The sequence below is a fragment of the Methanobacterium formicicum DSM 3637 genome, assembly GCF_000302455.1.
Taxonomy (GTDB): domain Archaea; phylum Methanobacteriota; class Methanobacteria; order Methanobacteriales; family Methanobacteriaceae; genus Methanobacterium; species Methanobacterium formicicum_A.
Genome location: NZ_AMPO01000001.1, coordinates 106,950 through 124,991, shown reverse-complemented (window position 1 = coordinate 124,991; position 18,042 = coordinate 106,950). Strand labels below are relative to the sequence as shown.

Here is an 18,042-nt window from a genome sequence, read left to right as displayed (position 1 = left end):
TTCATAACATTCCTCTCCCATTAAAACCCCTCAATTCCTAGTTAATTCAATTCCTAATCAATTTAATTCCTAATCAATTTAATTCCTAATCAATTTAATTCCTAATCAATTTAATTCCTAGTTAATTTCTCTCAATTTAATTTCATATATTATAGTTCAATGTATAACTCAATGCCCTTGTTTTCTACTTATTTTTCTATCACTCAATGGATAAAGCAGTTTTAATATATTGTGCTATTTTCGACTCCTTGAATCCAATCAGCAGTGCTTAGTACATCACTGAATCGCATGGCCTGGGTAACCAGAACTGCATTGTGTAATTCTTGGGCAGTGACACTTCCCGCGTAGTTGGAGACATTGAGGGTGCCGGTGGCATCAGACAGAAACTCCACCTTTAAACCCCGGTGAAATGCCTGCCTGGCAGTGGTATCACAGCACATCTGAGTCATGTAACCGGAAATAGTCACTGTGTCAACGTCATTTTCCCTGAGCAAGCTTTCCAGATCCGTGCCAGTGAAGCTTCCCGGAAGGTTTTTCTCCACCAGATAATCATATTTTCTGGTTAAAACTTCGGGTACAATGTCCCAGCCATCAGTTCCTTTAACAAATGTTGCCGCGTTTTCTTGCAATGCTGTGTGTTGAATGAGGATAATGGGAACATCACGAGACTGGGCTGTGTCCATGGCATTTAAAATGTTCTCCAGACTCTTCGGAGGATAAGTCACCGGTAACTTCCCTGAAAAATATTCATTCTGCACATCTATTACCAGTAGGGCTCTTTTCATCTTCTATTTCTCCAAAAATGATAAATTTAGTCCTGGTTGGATTGATTAATTATGCAATGTTAAAATGGTAGCTTATAAATCAGGGAGGTGTTTAACCTGCTCTAACACGTATCCTCTGATTTCGCCAGGTTCTGGAAGGTCGTAAAGAATATTCCCATTTTCCACCAGAGGAATGAGCAGATCTTCATATTTTCCACCGCAGGAACAGGTTTCAACTGCCTTTTGAACGGGTACAATCAGATCTTCGTGGCAATCAGGGCATCTTAACACATTTTTTTCCCCGGAACATTTTCCCCTTTTGGCCAGTGGCTCTCCATCCACTTCAACTATGTCCATGGAAAAATCCACCACTGGAGCGCTACTGATTGAAGTTCCAATTCCATAAGCATCCACCAATGAGTTCAGATGGGATATTTCTTCTTCTTTAATACCGCCACTTACAAAGAATTTAACGTGCTCAAATCCTCTTAAATCAAGTTCCCATCTTGTTTCTTGGAGGATATGATTGAAATCTCCACGTCTCGAGGAGGGTGTGTCAAAGCGCACTGCGTATAATTTATTTCCCAGGGCTTCGGCCACACGCAGGCATTCGAATTTTTCATCGTTAAAGGTGTCGATAAGTGCCACTCGATTAACATCAGGGTCTATAACTTCATCAAAGGCCTGTACTGATTCGGTAGTAGAACCAATGCAGATTATCAGGGCATGGGGTATGGTTCCCAAGGGGTCTTCCCCAATAACCTCTCCACTTTTAACGACAGAAACACCGTCACATCCCCCAACAAATGCACTTCTTTCGATCAGGGGTGCTATTGCCGGGTGCATCCTCCTGGCACCGAAACTCATCACCAGACGGTCCCCTGCTATTTTCTTGTAACGGGCTGATTTGGTGGCTATACCAGTAGCCTGGCACATTAACCCCAGAATAGCAGTTTCATAAACACAGAAATCCTGATAATAACCCTCTATCTCCAGAACAGGTTGGTGGGGATAAAAAACAGTTCCCTCCTTCATGGCTCGTACTTTAACTGGTAAATCTTTCAAAAGATAGGCAACTTCATCTAAACCAGCCAGTACAGCCCAGGGCCATTGATCTGGTAGGGATTTGGCCACAAATTCTGCTTTTACCTTAGGGTTAATTCCTTTCTCTTTCAGTATTTCAAGGGTTCTCTGGAAGTATACATCGGTGACTTTTCCCTCTTTGATTTCCTTTTCTCCAGCAACATGGAACATACAATACACCTGCTTTAAACTATTAACCACACGTGCTTAGTCAATCATTCAAATCAAATTAAAAAATTTACATCTTAATCCGATACTTCACCCTCATAAACTGCATAAAACCCATCAGTATCAGCATAAACGGGTTTGAAACCGAATTTTTCAGATTTTTCCATGGTTTTTTTAATGTAATCCCTTCCCCATGCGGTGATGGCATCGGCGCACTCTAGACGATACCATCTGAAGCGGGAGTAGCCGTAAACTCCGTACATGGAGTTGGCCAGCCTCTTAAGTGCTTCCTGTTGCACATTCAAGATCTTCTTCTCTTCATCATCTGTTGATTCCTTCATCAGGGTTTTAAGACGTACCCTTTCGGTTAGGATGTTACCTATGATGGATGGGACGAAGCCTGGGGGTTCCTTGAGAAACATGTAACCTCCTTCCGGGGAGATATGGCACTTTTCGGGGTTGCATTCATCCACCAGGGTGTCGGGGGAAACGTTTTTGGAGATGATGATACTGGGGTACAGGCTACGGAAATCGAAGTAAACGATGTTCTCATGCAATCCCTTAACCGGATCCTTCACATAACCTCCACTGGCTCTTTTTCCTCGTCGGTTGGAGTACTGTGATGCAGAGGGCTTGTTAGGTACCACTTCGCCCTGTTCATTGGCCTTGCGTATAAGGTACCATTCCACCTGCTGGCCGGTGGTCATCCTGGCCACATCGAAAAATGGTTGCCCTACAATACGGGTGAGTTCCAGAGTTAAGGGTATCATTTTCTCGGCAATCTCGGTGACAGCCACTGCATCATCCAGAGAGTACCTGAAAAGTTTTTCCAGCCTTTCCCCACCATCACTCCAGTACTGGTGTATTTCATCCCCTGGAATATCATATTTTTCCTGGCCGAATAGCTCCAGATAAACTCTTTCCAGGGTGTAACGATCCAGTTGGAGGTAACGGCGCATGATGAGGTAAAGATCCAGATGGATTCTGCCCTTTACCAGGGCAGCGTTGGTAAACCCTCTTTTCATAAATTTAAGACAGGAACCATCGGTACCCAGGTTCAGGGGAATATCTAGGATAGCTGCCCTGTCCTTGATATAGGGGAAATCAAAGTTGTCAGAGTTGTAACCTATGAGAATATCGGGATTTTCATCTTCCACAATTTCCACAAATTTCTGTATCATGGCTGCCTCGTCTTCTACAGTTTCAGCAAAATCCAGGGGGGATTCTGCAGTGGAAATCACCATTCGCAATCCCTGGTTACTGGAGAGACTGATCATGATGATAGGGTCATCTTCTGCATTAGGCATGCCCTTGGGATTGTAAACCTCAATATCCAGGCTGAGAATTTTAAGTTCTGGAAAATCAGAGTTAACTGGTCGAATTTGGCCTTTTAACTCCACAATAGAAGCACCTTTATCTGAGGAAACACAATTCATTTCAGGTGATGCGGTCTCAACTTCCACTTCCACCTCCCCCATGGGGAACAATCCCTTATCAATGAGATATCGGCGGTAAAAGGGGATATCATGCTCTCTGATGTCTTCAACCTGGGATAAATCTCTTATTGTATCTCTTAATTTAGGAACATCCTGAGGATGTTTTAGTGTGACTTTCAAAAATTCTTTTTCCCGTCCTAAATCTTTCATTTCAACTTTTTCTACATTAAGAACGTCTAATTCTTCCAGTTGCTCCCGGCAGGGATCCAGGTCATGTGGCACCACGTATATGTAGGGTTTGAATCCTTTATCCAGTACTATGATAGAATTTCCAGTCGGATCGTTTTTTTCTCTTCCGAAGAGCCTTACCACTGCTTTATCGTCCCGGGTGATGTAATCAATGTCCAGGAGCACCATTCTTTTGGTTTCCATACGATTTTTAATTTATATGAATCAGGGTATATAATTTGTTAAATCTAATGCCCGCAAATTCATCCGTTATTTGTCATTAAAACCCTGATCTGACTATAATAATGGGGGACACGTAACCGGTGATGGTGGGTACATATGTTCATACTCATTCTCTAACTCCGGCCTACATTGCAAGTGAAAAAATTTGGTGAAATTATGGATTAATTTGACATGGATATTAATTTGACCTGGATTCATTGGATTTATTTGACAGGGGTTACTTGGTATGAATGACATAACATGTGATGATATACATCGAAGTAATACTATACTGTTTATTTAGCCATATATTTCAAGTGTAAATACTTGATAAATATTGATAGTGATGAGCAACAAGGTTTAATTAACCGGGAATTATTAATATCTGTTTTACCAAAATTTATTCAAACTCTATTTTAGACAATTCAAGATATTTAAGGAGCTAAATAATAAATGTACTTTAAAAAAATGGATAAAAATAAGCACAACTCCGTCCATGTGTCTGAAATTATTTATGAAGCTGATGCTGAAACTTTTGATTTTTTCTTTGGTAACAAGGAGAATGCCTCGCAGAAATTGGGGAAGCTGGTCAGTACAGGGGATAACAACCTGGGATACCAGCAGATCTACGTGGTAACCAATGACAACCACCAGATCATGGGAGTTATGGTGTATTCTGCTGGGGATAAGAGGGGAACTATGCAGGAATTAAAGGTTCTCTTACATAATTTTAGCATCCTGGATTCTTTAAGATTCTTAATGATTGAATTAGTTGACAGCATTTTCTTATCTCGTCTGGAGAAGGATGACTTTTATTACGCCATAGTGGCAGTGGATGAACACTTCAGGGGGCAGGGAATAGGTTCATTTATTCTGGAAGAAGGAATAAAGCTGGCCAGGGAAAAAGGATCTAAAAGAGCAGTACTGGATGTTGATATTGAAAATGAGGGTGCTTTACGGCTTTATGAAAGGTTTGGTTTTAGAAAATTTAAGGAAAGAATTATATCTCTCCCTGGGTGGAAAAAGGGAGCTTTTAATATGGAATACATCCTGAAAGAATAGATATTGTCAACTATAGATTTGTCAATTGGATATTAAAAGTCAACCGGATATTAGAAATGAATATTAAGATATACTGTTCAATAAGATCATACATGCAGCTTCAACATCTAAAGAAGTAAATTGATTCGTAATTACGATATTAAATGTTGCAAAATTAGATGGATCCCTAAACATGACTGAAATATCAAACAACCTGGTTGAGTCCTTAAAGATCATGGGGCTTACTGAGTACGAGGCCAAGGTATACTCTGTGCTGGTATTATTTGACCGCGCAGAAGCCAAAAAGATTTATGAATATTTGGGAATGCCTAAACCCAGTGTATATCAAAGTTTGAAAGGTTTAATGGATAAAGGATTGGTCATGTTAGTCAGTTCAAAACCAGCTATTTACCGGGCTGTTTCCCCTAAGATAGCCATCAAACACCTTTCTGAAGTTCATGAAAATGCAGAAAAAACTGCTTTAAGCGAACTGGAGTATCTGGAAGAAAACGTAGTTGAAACTGAAAATCCAAATATTATATGGACTCTTTTTGGTGAAAATAACGTGGAACACAGTTTGGAAGAGTTAATACGCAAGGCTCACACATCAATGAAGCTAATACTACCTTCAAACTACTTAAATTATCTTGATTTTGTCAGTGATCCTGATCTGGAGATCCAGTTAATGTTTTTTGGAGATGATATATCTTTGAATCGTCTTGATCTGAAGAATATAGCGGTGCACAATGGTTATAAACTGGATATCTCAGATTTTGGCAGTCTTTCTGAGTATTTTGAAAAAAAAAATACACTGCCTTCAGAACAATATTCCGAGTTTACGCTGGTTTTAATCGATGATGAAGAAATGATGTACGTGCCGGCATTCCCTGAAAATACAAAATCAGGGGTAACTTCTAAAAATCCATATTTAATTAACATGGTTAATTTGATATTTGGTGCAGTATGGGAACACACCCCAGAAATGAAAATAAATAAAATTTAGTATTGCTATTTTAATGTCTTTTTCAATATTAAATTTCAATTCTTACTATTGGATTTTTGTTCTTACTATTGAATTTAAGTTCTCACTATGGATTTTTAGTTTATAATGTTAAATTGCAGTTCTAAAGTATTGAAATCTCTTTAATTTTCAATATTTTTTAATCAAATCCCTTTTCCTTATTAAACCTTTTTTTGAACTTTCCTATTTCCTTATTTTTCATGAATTCAATTCTTAAGGGGGTGGTGCTACTATCACTATTTTTGTTTTTATGGGGCTTTTTTCAACTATGGCATTGGTAGTTATGTTAAAAACTACTTAACGTAAAATTTATATAGTCATCACTCCTAGTAATGGTAGTTATGGATAAAACTACTAATATTATTGAATGAATTAGACGTTTAAAAAAATTTATTATCTGTAAGGGGAGTTCTAATGATAAAAAAGGCAATTAAAATCTTCAAAAATGATTTAAGGGTCGTTAAAAATAACCCAATGGTCATAATGGTGTTGATAGTACTTATATGCATACCTTCACTGTATACTCTACTCACAGTTCAATCCACCTGGGATCCCTACACTCAAACCTCAAATATGAAGATCGCGGTGGTTAACGAGGATGCAGGGTACGTTCTAAACGGAACTCAATACCAGATTGGGGATCATTTTGTTCGAGAACTGAAGAACAATAAAAATTTCAGCTGGCAGTTTACAGACCGCGAAACTGCATTGGATGGTGTTAAAACAGGTAAATACTACGCTGCTTTAATAATTCCAGGAAATTTCACCGAAAACATCCTTTCAATTGACACAACCGCTCCTCATAAGGCCCAGATCGAGTACATTGACAATGAGAAACTTAATCCCATTGCATCCAAGATCACTGGATCCGGTGCAGATGCATTGCAGGTGAAAATCAACACTGTAGTGGTTAAAACCATTGATAATGTTATTTTCGGTAAAGTTAAAGATGTTGGAGAATTGGTAAAGGAAAACAAGCCCCAGATCCTCAAATTAAAAACATTTGTAAACACCTTAAATGGAAATTTAGGTGCAATTGATTCCAAAATAGCTGAAGCAAATTCGATGATGGGTACTGTAAACGAGATATGGCCGAAAATAAGCGCATATTTACCTAAAATTCAGGAAAATTCCAATGGAATTCGTGCAAACTACGATTCATTGTATGCTCAGATCGTGGCCGATCCGGAAGGTGCTTTGACCATGGTGCAGAATATGGAATCCCAGGTACAGGAAACCCTCATTACCCTGGAGTACCAGGATGCAGTTTTAACCAGCCTGTACAATGCCACTGGAGATACCCAGCTAATACCAATTATCAATGAAATTGAAGATAACATAGGCAAAGCAAACAAGGTACTGGCTCTTTTAAAGGATATTGAAGGAGATATTAAAAATAGCAGGGATCCCCAGAGCAAACTCACGCAGCTTAAAACTTTAATTGACCAGATGGATGATGCTATCAATCTACTGGTAAATAACAAACAAACCATAAACCAGAAGATCAACGGTGCCACGGCAGAACTGAACATGGTTAACTCTAAATGGCCAGAATTAAGAAGTTCAATACCCCTGGCAGCAGCTAAAATCAATTCTATAAGTGAAGAAGATATTGATAGTTTAGCATCTTATTCTGATCTGGACATGGATGGAGTGGAAAGTTACTTTGAAGGTCCGGTAACTGTCGAAAAGAGAAGCATGTACCCGGTGGATAATTATGGTTCGGCTCTTGCACCATTTTACATGGCATTATCCCTGTGGATAGGAGGAATCATGGCAATTGCCCTCATTTCCATGCGAGTAAAATCAAAGAAACAATACAGGGGAATAAGTGTTTATCTGGGAAGAATGGGATTATTCGTGATAATAAGTTTATTTCAGGGACTTTTAGTGGCACTGGCTGTTTTGGCATTGGGTGTTCAAACTTCCTCAACTGCACTTCTCATCTTAACCAGCATGTTAATTGGATTGAGCTTCATGATAATAGTGTACTCCTTAACTTCAGCCTTTGGAAACGCAGGAAAACTGCTTTCAGTTATACTGCTGGTTGTACAGATCACCGCAGCAGGAGGAACATTCCCAGTGGAACTCCTATCATCCTTTTCCCAGGCCCTAAATCCATACATCCCCTTAACCTATGCCATTACCTTATTAAGGGAGGTCATTGCCGGAGTTTCATGGAGTAATTACTGGTATTGCTTGGGAATCCTGGCATTGTTCCCTATTTCCACTTTCTTGTTAACGTTACTGGTAAAAGGGAAGTTAGATGGGCGTGCAGAATCTGCTGAAGAGAAATTAAAGGAGAGTGGGTTGTTCTAAAGATTATTCGAGATAAAAAATTACAAGAGATAACAAATTACAAAATTATCCCATTAAATTGGACAAGTGAAATTCGTGTATAATAAATAAAAGCAGTGTATCAATAAGTAAATAATTGTGTACTGTAACTAAAAATTATAATACCAATCTAGATTAAAAGATTTAATTATGGGCTTATTTATTCAAGAAACAGGTCACCAAAACAGTGAAACCATAGTTTTCCTCCACGGTGGGGGAATGGCGGGTTGGATATGGGATGAACAGGTAAAAGACTTCAATGATTACCATTGCCTGATTCCAGACCTCCCTGAGCACGGGCAGAGTGCAGAAGTAAAGCCCTTCTCAATTGAAGGTGCTGCTGAAATGGTGGTTGATCTTATCCGAACCAGGGCTCATAATGGAAAAGCCCACATGGTGGGTTTGTCTCTGGGAGCACAAATCATAGTCCAGATACTGGCCACTCACCCGGAGGTAGTTGACCATGCCATCATCAGTGGAACCTTGATCCGTGGCATCCCCCATGAAGATGTGCTTTTAAAACTTCTAGATTATACTTTTAAAGTTTATGAACCGGTGAAAGACACGGATTTCTTTATAAAAGCCAACATGAGGACTTATAATATTTCTAAAAGCTATTTCCACAAGTTCAAGGAAGCCACGCTACAAATTAAGGCGGATTCATTGCACAGGATACTACAAGAGAATTTGTTCTTCAAATTACCCTCTGGTCTGGAGAAAGCAAATGTCCCGGTGCTGGTTATGATGGGAGAAAAAGATTATAAAGTCATTAAGGAATCTGCCCTGGATTTAGTTAATGCTCTTCCCAATTCTTCTGCTTATATTGTCCCTAAAGTGGGCCATGTTTGGAATATGGAGTCACCTGAACTATTTAATCATGTTTTAAGGAATTTTATCACTGGAAAATCTCTTCCAAGTGTGCTTGAAACTTTAAGTAATGGATTATAAGTGTTCCATCACTGCTTTTTTTAATCTTTTTAATTGTATTCTGAGTCATTATTTTAGTAACTACTCTACCTGAACCACAAACTATTTATATAATAATCTTCTTAATATCGATTAGTCGATATCGATAACTTGATATTGTTTGATGAAAAAATTCTAATATAACAATTTAAAGATGTTATAACAATTATTCAATATCAAATTAACGATAATGTATCGATTATAAGATAGGAGAGAATTCTAAAATGTGGGATGAGTGGAGAGATAAATGGGATAACTGGAGAAATATCCACGAAAAAATAGACAAACTGAATAAACTGGGAGGTTTGAGAGTGTGGATACTCCATGTCCTTGATCATGGCCCAAAAAACGGTGTTGAAGTAATGGATGCAATTCAGGAACATTACGATATTGTAAATGACATTTACCAAAAGCGAAGACAGCAGTTTGGAGGTGATCATTACGGTCAGCACTTTCATAGAACAATGAGACGTGTCCCCTGCCGCCCTTCACCGGGTTCAGTATACCCTATGCTTAAGAAAATGGTTGATGAAGGTTTAATAGAAAAAATAGAAGACGGAAAATATGATTTAACCGAAGAAGGCAGGGAGATAATCTTTGATCTTTTCGGTGGTCTACGCGGACCAGAAGGGCAGCAAATGGACCGGGGAAATTTTGTTGTGGAAAATGTGTTAAGAGAGATTAGCAGTTACGTGGCCTTTATGGAAGACATAAGAAAAGAGAAACTCGCACCACACAAGGAAATAATAGGGGAACTGGGCGAAAGACTAAAAAAAATGGAAGAATCACTCCCTGATGAATAAGAATCATTTCCCTATGAATAATTCAGATTTAAACGCTTCTGAATGTTAGAATAATTTAAATTAGTTACTTGCTTAGCTTGGGCTATCATTGTCCAAATTATTAATTGAAATAGAGGGAAAAATGACAAAAAATGCTATAGAACTTAATAACCTTACTAAAAAGTTCGGTGATTTCACAGCAGTGGATGACCTGTCACTGGCAGTGGAGGAAGGGGAAATATTTGGATTTTTGGGCCCCAACGGTGCGGGTAAGAGTACCACTATCAGAATGCTGTGCACACTTGCCCAGCCAACATCAGGATCGGCCAGGGTTGCCGGATTTGATTTAATTAAAGAATCTGATCAGGTTCGCCAGAATATTGGCCTGGTGGCTGAAAAGATGATCATGTACGACCGCCTAACTGCAGCAGAAAACCTAAGGTTCTTCGGAAAACTTTATTCCATGCCTAAACAGAAGCTGGAAGAACGGATCGATGAATTACTGGAACTGGTGGACATGCAGGAATGGAAGAACACCCAGATCAGCAAGTTTTCAACCGGTATGAAGCAGAGGATCAATGTAATAAGGGCACTTCTACCTGAACCAGAGATACTGTTCATGGATGAACCCACACTGGGCCTGGATCCACAGACCACCTTTTCCATAAGGGATATAACCAGAGAAATCAACCAGAGCGGGATGACCATTATATTAACCACCCATGCCATGACCGAGGCAGAAGTACTCAGTGATCGGGTTGCCATTATTGATCACGGTAAAATTGCAGCTTTGGACACGCCACAAAACCTTAAAAACATGATATCTCACGGTGATATTACGGTTTTCGGTATTAAGATTGACAACCTGACCCGGGAACTCATTGAAAAAATCAGATCCCTGGAAATGGTTACTGCAGTGGCACAGCAGGATGATTACAATCTAAAGGTAAGTGCTAGGGGGGATGATGCCCTTAACCAGATCATTGATACCATCCGTGGTGAAGGTGGAGATATAGCCTCCCTTACCAACAGCAATGAATCCACACTGGAAGATGTGTTCCTGGCAGTGACTGGTAAACAGATGCGTGATCAGGCCACTGAAAAACCAGTTAACACTCATCATGGCCATGGACCAGCACCCAAAGCGAGGGGAAGGTGATATTATGGATTTTATTAAAATTTTAAAGGATAGTTACCATGTAATGGCAAAGGACATGCTGGAACTTAAACGAAACCGAATGTCACTGGCAGCCCTGTTTATGATGCCATTACTCTTCCTGGTCATGTTTGGATTCATTTTTCCCAGTGGCAGCACCCAGCAGAACATGCCCATGGGGCTGGTTAACCTTGACCAGGGCCAGGGAAGCAATGAATTCGTAGCACAGCTGGAGGCCATGAATAAAAATACCAGCTACATGCAGTTTCAAAATTATTCCAGTGTAGATGATGCTAAAACTGCAATTAACAAAGGAAAACTGTATGGAGTGTTCATCATACCTCCTGGATTCTCTGAAAATCTAACCAATGGACAATCCGCTGATTTCACAGTATACATTGATAACAGCAACCCCCAGATTTCCATGCAAATCCAGCAGGTACTATCCAGCACAGTAAGTGGAATGAACAATATGAAGGCCGAAGCTAATGTAGTGGGTATTGGTAAGGCAACAAATCTGTCTGTTAATCCACAGGCCATGATCTTCCCTTACATCCCCAGTATTCAGACCACAATACCTGGCCAAACAAATTACTTTAACTTCCTGGCACCAGGGCTCATGATCATGATCGTGATGATGAGTGTAATGACCGGTATTCCCGAGGCCATCTCCAAAGAGAAGGAAATGGGCACATTTGATGGAATGTTATCTGCACCAATCAGCCAGCTCTCGGTTATCATTGGTAAAACTGCAGCACTGTGTACTCGAGGTTTAATCCAGTGTGTGATAATACTGGCCATTGCCATAGTCCTGTTCGGAGTTACCATCCAGGGAAGCATCCTGCTGGCATTCTTCATGCTCCTTCTGGGCATATTCAGCTTCATAGGAATAGGAATAATGGCAATTTCCATGTCTGGAGATCAGGCTTCAAGTACCATGATTGTGAACCTGCTGATGTTCCCCATGATGTTTCTGGGAGGGATTTTTTACCCTATTCAACAGATGCCCTGGTTCATGCAGGCCATTTCACAGGTAATCCCCCTGACTTACGCTGCTGATGCAATGCGTAAGATAATGCTCTTAAACGCAGGTGTGGGGGATGTGATGAATCAGATAATCATACTGGTAGCATTTGGAGTGGTTACCATGGCCATTGCCGTGCCACTCTTCAGGAAATCAATGACCCGGTAAACAACGACCAGATAAACGATGACCTGATAATGAAACCGGTTAAGTTCCTAAATAATGAACCTACAATGGATTGAAATGGATAATAGGAAGAAATGGGTTAATAGAAGAATATAAGCAGTAAAAGGGATTAATTCTGCTCACTGTACCCATTTCATTTCCATCCTGAAAAATGTCATAGAACTACCTGAAAAATGTCAAGAAATGTCAAGAAATGTTGAATAAATTCATGAAATTGTTGGCCTATTGGATTTAAAGAAACCTCAATTGATCTTAATGGATTTAAAAACCATAAACGACTTTAAAAAATTTAAAGAGGTGAAAGTATCATGAAATGTGAGAATGCAATCAGAAACGTTATTGAAACCGAGTGTGAGGATTATTATTTGGGTATGGTAGATTTATCCCGGGTTGAAAACTCCCTAATTGAAAAATATGGATCATTAATTGACCAATACCCACGAGCAATCTCCATAGGAATAACTTTTCCCTATAAAATTCCTGATAAGATGTCAATAACTAAAAAACAGCCCTATGATGTGACAAATTGCCAATTAAAATCCATCACATTACATTTAAGTCAGCTTATCGAACAGGAGGGATACCACGCACTGGCCATGCCTAAAGCCCGAAAAATGAATGATGTGCCTGAAATTTCCTTCCATGAAATGGTGGCTAATCTGGCCGATCTGGGGAAAATAGAAAAAAATCTACTGGTGACCCCAGAAGTAGGATCAAGGGTTAACTGGGGGACTATACTTACCAACGCCCCCATTTAAATTATTTAACATTAAATTGATTAATAAAATCCAATTTAATAAAAAACTACGAAATTGAAGCTGCTTTAAGGGGATGAATAGAAATGCTAAATGAATTCAGGTATAAAATGTTAAACCGAGAGGCTTCTTCACCAAAAAACAAACCCTTAGAAATTATAGAAAATCTTAATCTGTATGATGAGATGGTAGTGGGGGATATTGGGTCTGGTGGAGGGTATTTCACCCACGAATTTTCCAGAAAAGTGGGAAGGGATGGTCAGGTTTATGCCATTGACACCGATGAAAAGGCTCTTGATTTTATAAAGAATCATCCTCTAACCGAAGACATTCAGAATGTGGAAACACTCCGGGTTAATCCAAATGGGATAAATTTACCTGAGGAGAGTGTGGATCTATTCTTTTTAAGAAACGTTTTCCATCACATCCCCAATCAGGCAGAATATTTTAAAGGCCTTGAAAAATTACTAAAAGAGGATGGGAAAATAGCCATCATTGATTACAACAAAAGAAAACTCAGTTTCACAGGCCTTTTTGGACATTACACGCCTGAAATTGTTCTTTTGGATATTATGAAACAGGCAGGGTTCTCCCTTCAGGAAAAATATGATTTTTTACCGGACCAGTTATTCATGGTGTTTGAAAAATGGCCATGAATGAGATGTAATAAGTTTGCTAGGAGATATTCACTATTTAAATGGATTTAAAGTATTATAATAGATTTTAAGCATTATTCAATAGATTTTAAGCAGTATTGTAAATAACAGTTATTGTTAAGTAAATTTTAAATATTTCATTGGAATTAAATTGAAGGTGGCTGGAAATGTCTATAAAAACCTCAATAAGGGAACATTTCACTAATAATCATTTGAATCTAATAAATCATTTTGAAAATGCTTCTTTTAAAAATCATTGGGATTATTTCTTCCAGGATAACCCTGAACTTTATTCAAATCAGAACTATTTTGAGGATGGTTCCAAATTAAAAGGAGATCTGGTTTTCAGGAGATTTAATTGGAAAGATCTGGACGAATGTGCTGCCCTGTTTAAAAAAGTGTTTTCTGCTGATCCCTGGTTTGATGAATGGGTATCCCTGGATCAATCCAGAAAGTATTTAAAGGAACTCATTCAAAACCCGGTTTTTGAAGGATTCCTAATGTGCGAGGGCTCTAAAATCGTGGCGGTATGTTTAGGGCACCGGAGATCATGGTGGATGGGGAAAGAGTTCTTCGTGGATGAATTTTTTGTGGAAAATGGAAGACAGGGGAATGGAATTGGAACAAAAACAGTAGATTATCTGGTTGAAATCCTTAGAGAAGATGGATACACTCGTTTAACTCTTTTAACCAATAAGAATATACCTGCTGAGACCTTTTATCTTAAAAACGGATTTTACAATAATGAAAAAAGAACAGTTATGGTTAAAACGATTTAATTAACCGTTTTAATGAATGTTTGATAACAGATTATTTTTAGGACATTAAATTCGTTATAATAGTTGGATTAACTTATAATATACAAAATCAAAGGTAAAATGATGTTGTTCCCCAATAATCGTTTTTTAATTAAGCTGAAATTTTATTATAATTGATTTTTTATTATGTTTGGTTGGATTGCCAACTGTTGCAATAACAATTGTTGCATAGCCAACATATTTATAAAGGGGTAGGATCATAGTTAACTACAAGTTTTGTGATTGATTTTTAACTTCCATTGGATAATTTCAATTCATATCAAAACGTTTTATTCTGGTGTTAATTATGGGTAAATGTAAGAAAATACGTGAAGATGACCTTAATGATATCCCATTGGGCCTTTTTGCCTCTATAATCCACAGAGCTCGGATGATGTATCTAAACAACCAACTGAAAACATTGAACGTCACTTCCAGCCAGTTCATTTATTTGATCAAGCTTTACAGGAAGGGAGGTCAGACACAGGAAGATCTGGCCAATCATCTTTTTGTGGACAAGGGAACAGTGGCCCGTGCAGTTAAGAAACTGGAGGATAATGGACTCATATGCCGGCGAATCGATCCAGACAATCGCCGAAGGTACCTTCTTTACTTAACAGAAGATGGAACGGCCTTAATGCCGGATATTATTAGTATAATTAAATCTTGGGAAGATTCAATCAATGAAGACTTTTCTAAAGAAGAAAAAGAACGAATTAGGGAGATTCTAAAGAAATTAACCATTAAAAGTTTGAACAAGCTATATGATACGGAGGAAAACCTGAATGAGTAATACTGTTTCTAAAGGGGGCAATTCGCCTCTCAACCCGTCAGAAGGTAAAAAAGGGCGTGGAATTGATTATAAATGGATAGCTCTATCTAATGTGCTAATCGCATCCATGATGGGAACTATCAATGGTAGTATAACCTTGATTTCCCTTCCCGCTATCTTCAACGGCATTCACATTGACCCTTTAACGTCTTTCCAGTACCTGCTGTGGATACTGATGGGATACGGTCTGGTAACTGCAACCCTGCTTTTAAGTTTCGGACGTCTGTCGGATATGTACGGTAGAGTCAGGTTATTTAAGCTGGGATTCTTGGTATTTACCATAGGGTCCATCCTGCTTTACCTCACTCCATCCACGGGTGATGCAGGGGCCATGGAGATCATCATCTTCAGAATAGTTCAGGCAGTGGGTAGTGCCCTCACCATGGCCAATAGTTCTGCAATACTCACCGATGCATTCCCGGTAAGTGAAAGAGGAAAGGCTCTGGGTATCAACATGGTGGCACTCATGTCTGGCCAATTTATAGGGCTTTTACTGGGTGGAATATTAGCTGTCTTTGATTGGAGATACATATTCCTGGTAAGTGTACCATTCGGTATTCTTGGAACAGTTTGGTCCACTTTAAAGCTCAAAGAACTATCATTACGTGCTCCTAAGACCAAACTCGATATCTGGGGAAACGTAACTTTCGTCTCCGGTATAACCCTCCTACTTCTAGGAGTAACTTACGGTCTCATGCCCTACGGTAGCGATGCCATGGGATGGAACAATCCATGGGTAATTGCATCAATGGTAGTTGGATTCCTCCTCCTTGTACTGTTCCCAGTGGTGGAAAGTAAGGTGGAAAATCCCATGTTCCGGCTGGACCTATTCAGGATAAAAATGTTTACCTACGCTAATGTTGCAGGTTTCCTCAGTGCGCTCAGCAGGGGAGGGATGATGTTCATGCTCATACTTCTCCTACAGGGAATATGGCTCCCATTACATGGATACAGCTATGAATCCACACCGTTCTGGGCAGGAGTTTACATGCTACCCCTTACTATTGGGGTGATTATAATGGGACCCATATCTGGAATACTCTCGGATAAATATGGGCCCCGCTGGATTGCCACTATAGGGATGGTAATGAACACGATAGGATTCATTATACTGGCATCACTACCTGCCAATTTCAACTACTGGGAATTGGGTTTAACCCTGTTCTTTATGGGATTGGGAAGTGGAATGTTCGGTTCACCAAACAGTGCTTCCATAATGAATTCAGTACCTCCACAGGAAAGGGGTGTGGCTTCAGGAATGTTAACCACTATAATGAACACCGCATTCACCGCGAGTATGGCCATTTTCTTCACCATAGTAATTGTGGGAATCACTCAACGCTTCCCTGATGCTATGGCATCCTCTCTTGCAGGTATAGGTGCAGCACAATTGACCCCAATCCTCAGTAACATACCACCAACAGGGGCATTATTCTCGGCCTTTTTAGGTTACAACCCGGTCGAAACCATCTTAAGCAGTGTTCCATCAGCAGTGGTTAGTCAGATACCCCCTGCAACATTAACCACACTAACTGGAACCACCTGGTTCCCATCAACACTGTCTGAAGCTTTCATGCCTTCTCTTCAGATTTCATTCTACATTGGAGCAGTATTTTGTGGCCTATCCGCCCTATTATCTGCCCTACGTGGGAAGAAATACATCCATGAGATGGAGGTAATCAAAATCAGTCCCGATGATGATGGTTGATTCAGATGAAGTTTAATAGTACGTGGAAAAACAGGACCCTAAGGGTCCTTTAAATATTTTTTTTAATATTGAATGGCTTTTTTTTGATGGATAATGAGATTTACTAGGTAATTGGGATGAACATCCTGATGATAAACAAACCAAAAAATTAATTCATTACTAACTTAACAATTAAATTAACAGTTAACACCTATCCTTGTTTAAGGATTATTATGGGAAAACAAAAGGGGGATAAATTGATGGAAATCGGAATTATTGTATACTCCCAAACTGAACATACCTATCTAGTGGCGGAAAAACTTCAGGAGAAGCTAATTGAGCTTGGAAACAGGGTTAAAATTGAGAATGTAATACCTGAAGGTGAAGTACACCCTGGAAAAAAGGATATCACCTTTGAAATTCGTCCCAATATTGATGCATATGATGCCTTGATATTCGGTTCTCCAGTTCATGCCTTTAACCTTGCCCCGGCAATGAAAGCATATCTGGAACAGATACCATCACTTCAGGATAAAAAGGTAGCCTGCTATGTGACTAAGGGATTACCATTTCACCGGACCGGTGGGAACCAGGCCATATCCCAGATGAAAAAGCTCTGCCAGTCTAAAGGTGGAACAGTCATGGGAACCGGGATCATAGTTTGGAGGGGTAGTCGCTCAAAAGAGATTAATGAACTTGTCAAACAGTTTAGTTTGTTACTTTCTTAAGATGAATAAATGGTACAAGTTGAAATTAGGGGTCTGAATATGGATATTATTAGTGATTATTCGTATCCTTAGGAGTAATTATACCATATTAGGATTATTCGCACCATATGGAATTGATAATTTTAAATTGGATACATTTTCTTTAAATTTCCAATACCGGGGTAAAAAGAGGT

General features: G+C 39.3%; 16 protein-coding genes. 13 read left to right on the top strand and 3 right to left on the bottom strand.

The features are described from left to right. Window positions 1–221: 221 nt before the first annotated feature. The 3 genes from A994_RS00690 to A994_RS00680 form a co-directional block, all read right to left on the bottom strand. Window positions 222–785, bottom strand: a complete 564-nt coding sequence (locus tag A994_RS00690) for a cysteine hydrolase family protein (RefSeq protein WP_004029319.1) — start codon at window positions 783–785, stop codon at window positions 222–224. A 72-nt stretch (window positions 786–857) separates the two neighbouring features. Further along, window positions 858–2,018, bottom strand: a complete 1,161-nt coding sequence (locus A994_RS00685; RefSeq protein ID WP_004029317.1) for a nicotinate phosphoribosyltransferase — start codon at window positions 2,016–2,018, stop codon at window positions 858–860. Between the two features lie 74 nt (window positions 2,019–2,092). Then, on the bottom strand, window positions 2,093–3,883 hold the full coding sequence (locus A994_RS00680; protein WP_048203982.1) for a DNA-directed DNA polymerase: 1,791 nt from the start codon (window positions 3,881–3,883) through the stop codon (window positions 2,093–2,095). A gap of 471 nt (window positions 3,884–4,354) precedes the next feature. Between A994_RS00680 and A994_RS00675 the strand changes: the two genes are divergently transcribed. The 13 genes from A994_RS00675 to A994_RS00615 all read left to right on the top strand — a co-directional run bounded on the left by A994_RS00675 (window position 4,355) and on the right by A994_RS00615 (window position 17,869). Continuing rightward, window positions 4,355–4,963 (top strand): GNAT family N-acetyltransferase, encoded by a 609-nt coding sequence (locus A994_RS00675; protein WP_004029313.1) that lies wholly within the window; start codon window positions 4,355–4,357, stop codon window positions 4,961–4,963. A 172-nt stretch (window positions 4,964–5,135) separates the two neighbouring features. Then, window positions 5,136–5,945 carry a TrmB family transcriptional regulator gene (locus A994_RS00670; RefSeq protein ID WP_004029312.1) on the top strand — a complete coding sequence of 270 codons (810 nt, stop codon included), beginning with the start codon at window positions 5,136–5,138 and terminating at the stop codon, window positions 5,943–5,945. 432 nt (window positions 5,946–6,377) lie between these two features. Next, window positions 6,378–8,282 (top strand): YhgE/Pip domain-containing protein, encoded by a 1,905-nt coding sequence (locus A994_RS00665; RefSeq protein ID WP_004029311.1) that lies wholly within the window; start codon window positions 6,378–6,380, stop codon window positions 8,280–8,282. A 168-nt stretch (window positions 8,283–8,450) separates the two neighbouring features. After that, complete coding sequence (locus tag A994_RS00660; protein ID WP_004029310.1) at window positions 8,451–9,248, top strand: alpha/beta fold hydrolase; 798 nt, start codon at window positions 8,451–8,453, stop codon at window positions 9,246–9,248. Window positions 9,249–9,490: 242 nt separating this feature from the next. Continuing rightward, window positions 9,491–10,069 (top strand): PadR family transcriptional regulator, encoded by a 579-nt coding sequence (locus A994_RS12790; RefSeq protein WP_004029309.1) that lies wholly within the window; start codon window positions 9,491–9,493, stop codon window positions 10,067–10,069. Between the two features lie 121 nt (window positions 10,070–10,190). Continuing rightward, on the top strand, window positions 10,191–11,207 hold the full coding sequence (locus A994_RS00650; RefSeq protein WP_048203981.1) for an ABC transporter ATP-binding protein: 1,017 nt from the start codon (window positions 10,191–10,193) through the stop codon (window positions 11,205–11,207). Further along, on the top strand, window positions 11,134–12,396 hold the full coding sequence (locus A994_RS00645) for an ABC transporter permease (protein ID WP_237739672.1): 1,263 nt from the start codon (window positions 11,134–11,136) through the stop codon (window positions 12,394–12,396). Before A994_RS00650 ends, A994_RS00645 begins: the two co-directional genes overlap by 74 nt. Window positions 12,397–12,722: 326 nt before the next feature. Then, window positions 12,723–13,172, top strand: a complete 450-nt coding sequence (locus A994_RS00640; RefSeq protein ID WP_004029306.1) for a hypothetical protein — start codon at window positions 12,723–12,725, stop codon at window positions 13,170–13,172. A gap of 83 nt (window positions 13,173–13,255) precedes the next feature. Continuing rightward, window positions 13,256–13,825, top strand: coding sequence for a class I SAM-dependent methyltransferase (locus A994_RS00635; protein WP_004029305.1), 570 nt, complete (start codon window positions 13,256–13,258; stop codon window positions 13,823–13,825). Window positions 13,826–13,992: 167 nt separating this feature from the next. Further along, a complete protein-coding gene (locus tag A994_RS00630) occupies window positions 13,993–14,604 on the top strand; it encodes a GNAT family N-acetyltransferase (protein ID WP_004029304.1) in 612 nt (203 codons plus the stop codon). Window positions 14,605–14,929: 325 nt separating this feature from the next. Continuing rightward, window positions 14,930–15,415, top strand: coding sequence for a MarR family winged helix-turn-helix transcriptional regulator (locus tag A994_RS00625; protein WP_004029303.1), 486 nt, complete (start codon window positions 14,930–14,932; stop codon window positions 15,413–15,415). Then, complete coding sequence (locus A994_RS00620) at window positions 15,408–17,162, top strand: MFS transporter (protein WP_004029302.1); 1,755 nt, start codon at window positions 15,408–15,410, stop codon at window positions 17,160–17,162. Before A994_RS00625 ends, A994_RS00620 begins: the two co-directional genes overlap by 8 nt. A 239-nt stretch (window positions 17,163–17,401) precedes the next feature. Further along, window positions 17,402–17,869, top strand: a complete 468-nt coding sequence (locus tag A994_RS00615; protein ID WP_004029301.1) for a flavodoxin family protein — start codon at window positions 17,402–17,404, stop codon at window positions 17,867–17,869. Window positions 17,870–18,042 lie beyond the last annotated feature (173 nt).

What these genes read in the sequence shown, in the direction of transcription:
- A994_RS12790 (WP_004029309.1), top strand. Translation starts at nt 9,491, where the DNA reads ATGTGGGATGAGTGGAGAGATAAATGGGATAACTGGAGAAATATCCAC.
- A994_RS00620 (WP_004029302.1), top strand. Translation starts at nt 15,408, where the DNA reads ATGAGTAATACTGTTTCTAAAGGGGGCAATTCGCCTCTCAACCCGTCA.
- A994_RS00685 (WP_004029317.1), bottom strand. Translation starts at nt 2,018, where the DNA reads ATGTTCCATGTTGCTGGAGAAAAGGAAATCAAAGAGGGAAAAGTCACC.
- A994_RS00690 (WP_004029319.1), bottom strand. Translation starts at nt 785, where the DNA reads ATGAAAAGAGCCCTACTGGTAATAGATGTGCAGAATGAATATTTTTCA.
- A994_RS00615 (WP_004029301.1), top strand. Translation starts at nt 17,402, where the DNA reads ATGGAAATCGGAATTATTGTATACTCCCAAACTGAACATACCTATCTA.
- A994_RS00675 (WP_004029313.1), top strand. Translation starts at nt 4,355, where the DNA reads ATGTACTTTAAAAAAATGGATAAAAATAAGCACAACTCCGTCCATGTG.
- A994_RS00670 (WP_004029312.1), top strand. Translation starts at nt 5,136, where the DNA reads ATGACTGAAATATCAAACAACCTGGTTGAGTCCTTAAAGATCATGGGG.
- A994_RS00680 (WP_048203982.1), bottom strand. Translation starts at nt 3,883, where the DNA reads ATGGAAACCAAAAGAATGGTGCTCCTGGACATTGATTACATCACCCGG.
- A994_RS00635 (WP_004029305.1), top strand. Translation starts at nt 13,256, where the DNA reads ATGCTAAATGAATTCAGGTATAAAATGTTAAACCGAGAGGCTTCTTCA.
- A994_RS00625 (WP_004029303.1), top strand. Translation starts at nt 14,930, where the DNA reads ATGGGTAAATGTAAGAAAATACGTGAAGATGACCTTAATGATATCCCA.
- A994_RS00630 (WP_004029304.1), top strand. Translation starts at nt 13,993, where the DNA reads ATGTCTATAAAAACCTCAATAAGGGAACATTTCACTAATAATCATTTG.
- A994_RS00640 (WP_004029306.1), top strand. Translation starts at nt 12,723, where the DNA reads ATGAAATGTGAGAATGCAATCAGAAACGTTATTGAAACCGAGTGTGAG.
- A994_RS00665 (WP_004029311.1), top strand. Translation starts at nt 6,378, where the DNA reads ATGATAAAAAAGGCAATTAAAATCTTCAAAAATGATTTAAGGGTCGTT.
- A994_RS00650 (WP_048203981.1), top strand. Translation starts at nt 10,191, where the DNA reads ATGACAAAAAATGCTATAGAACTTAATAACCTTACTAAAAAGTTCGGT.
- A994_RS00660 (WP_004029310.1), top strand. Translation starts at nt 8,451, where the DNA reads ATGGGCTTATTTATTCAAGAAACAGGTCACCAAAACAGTGAAACCATA.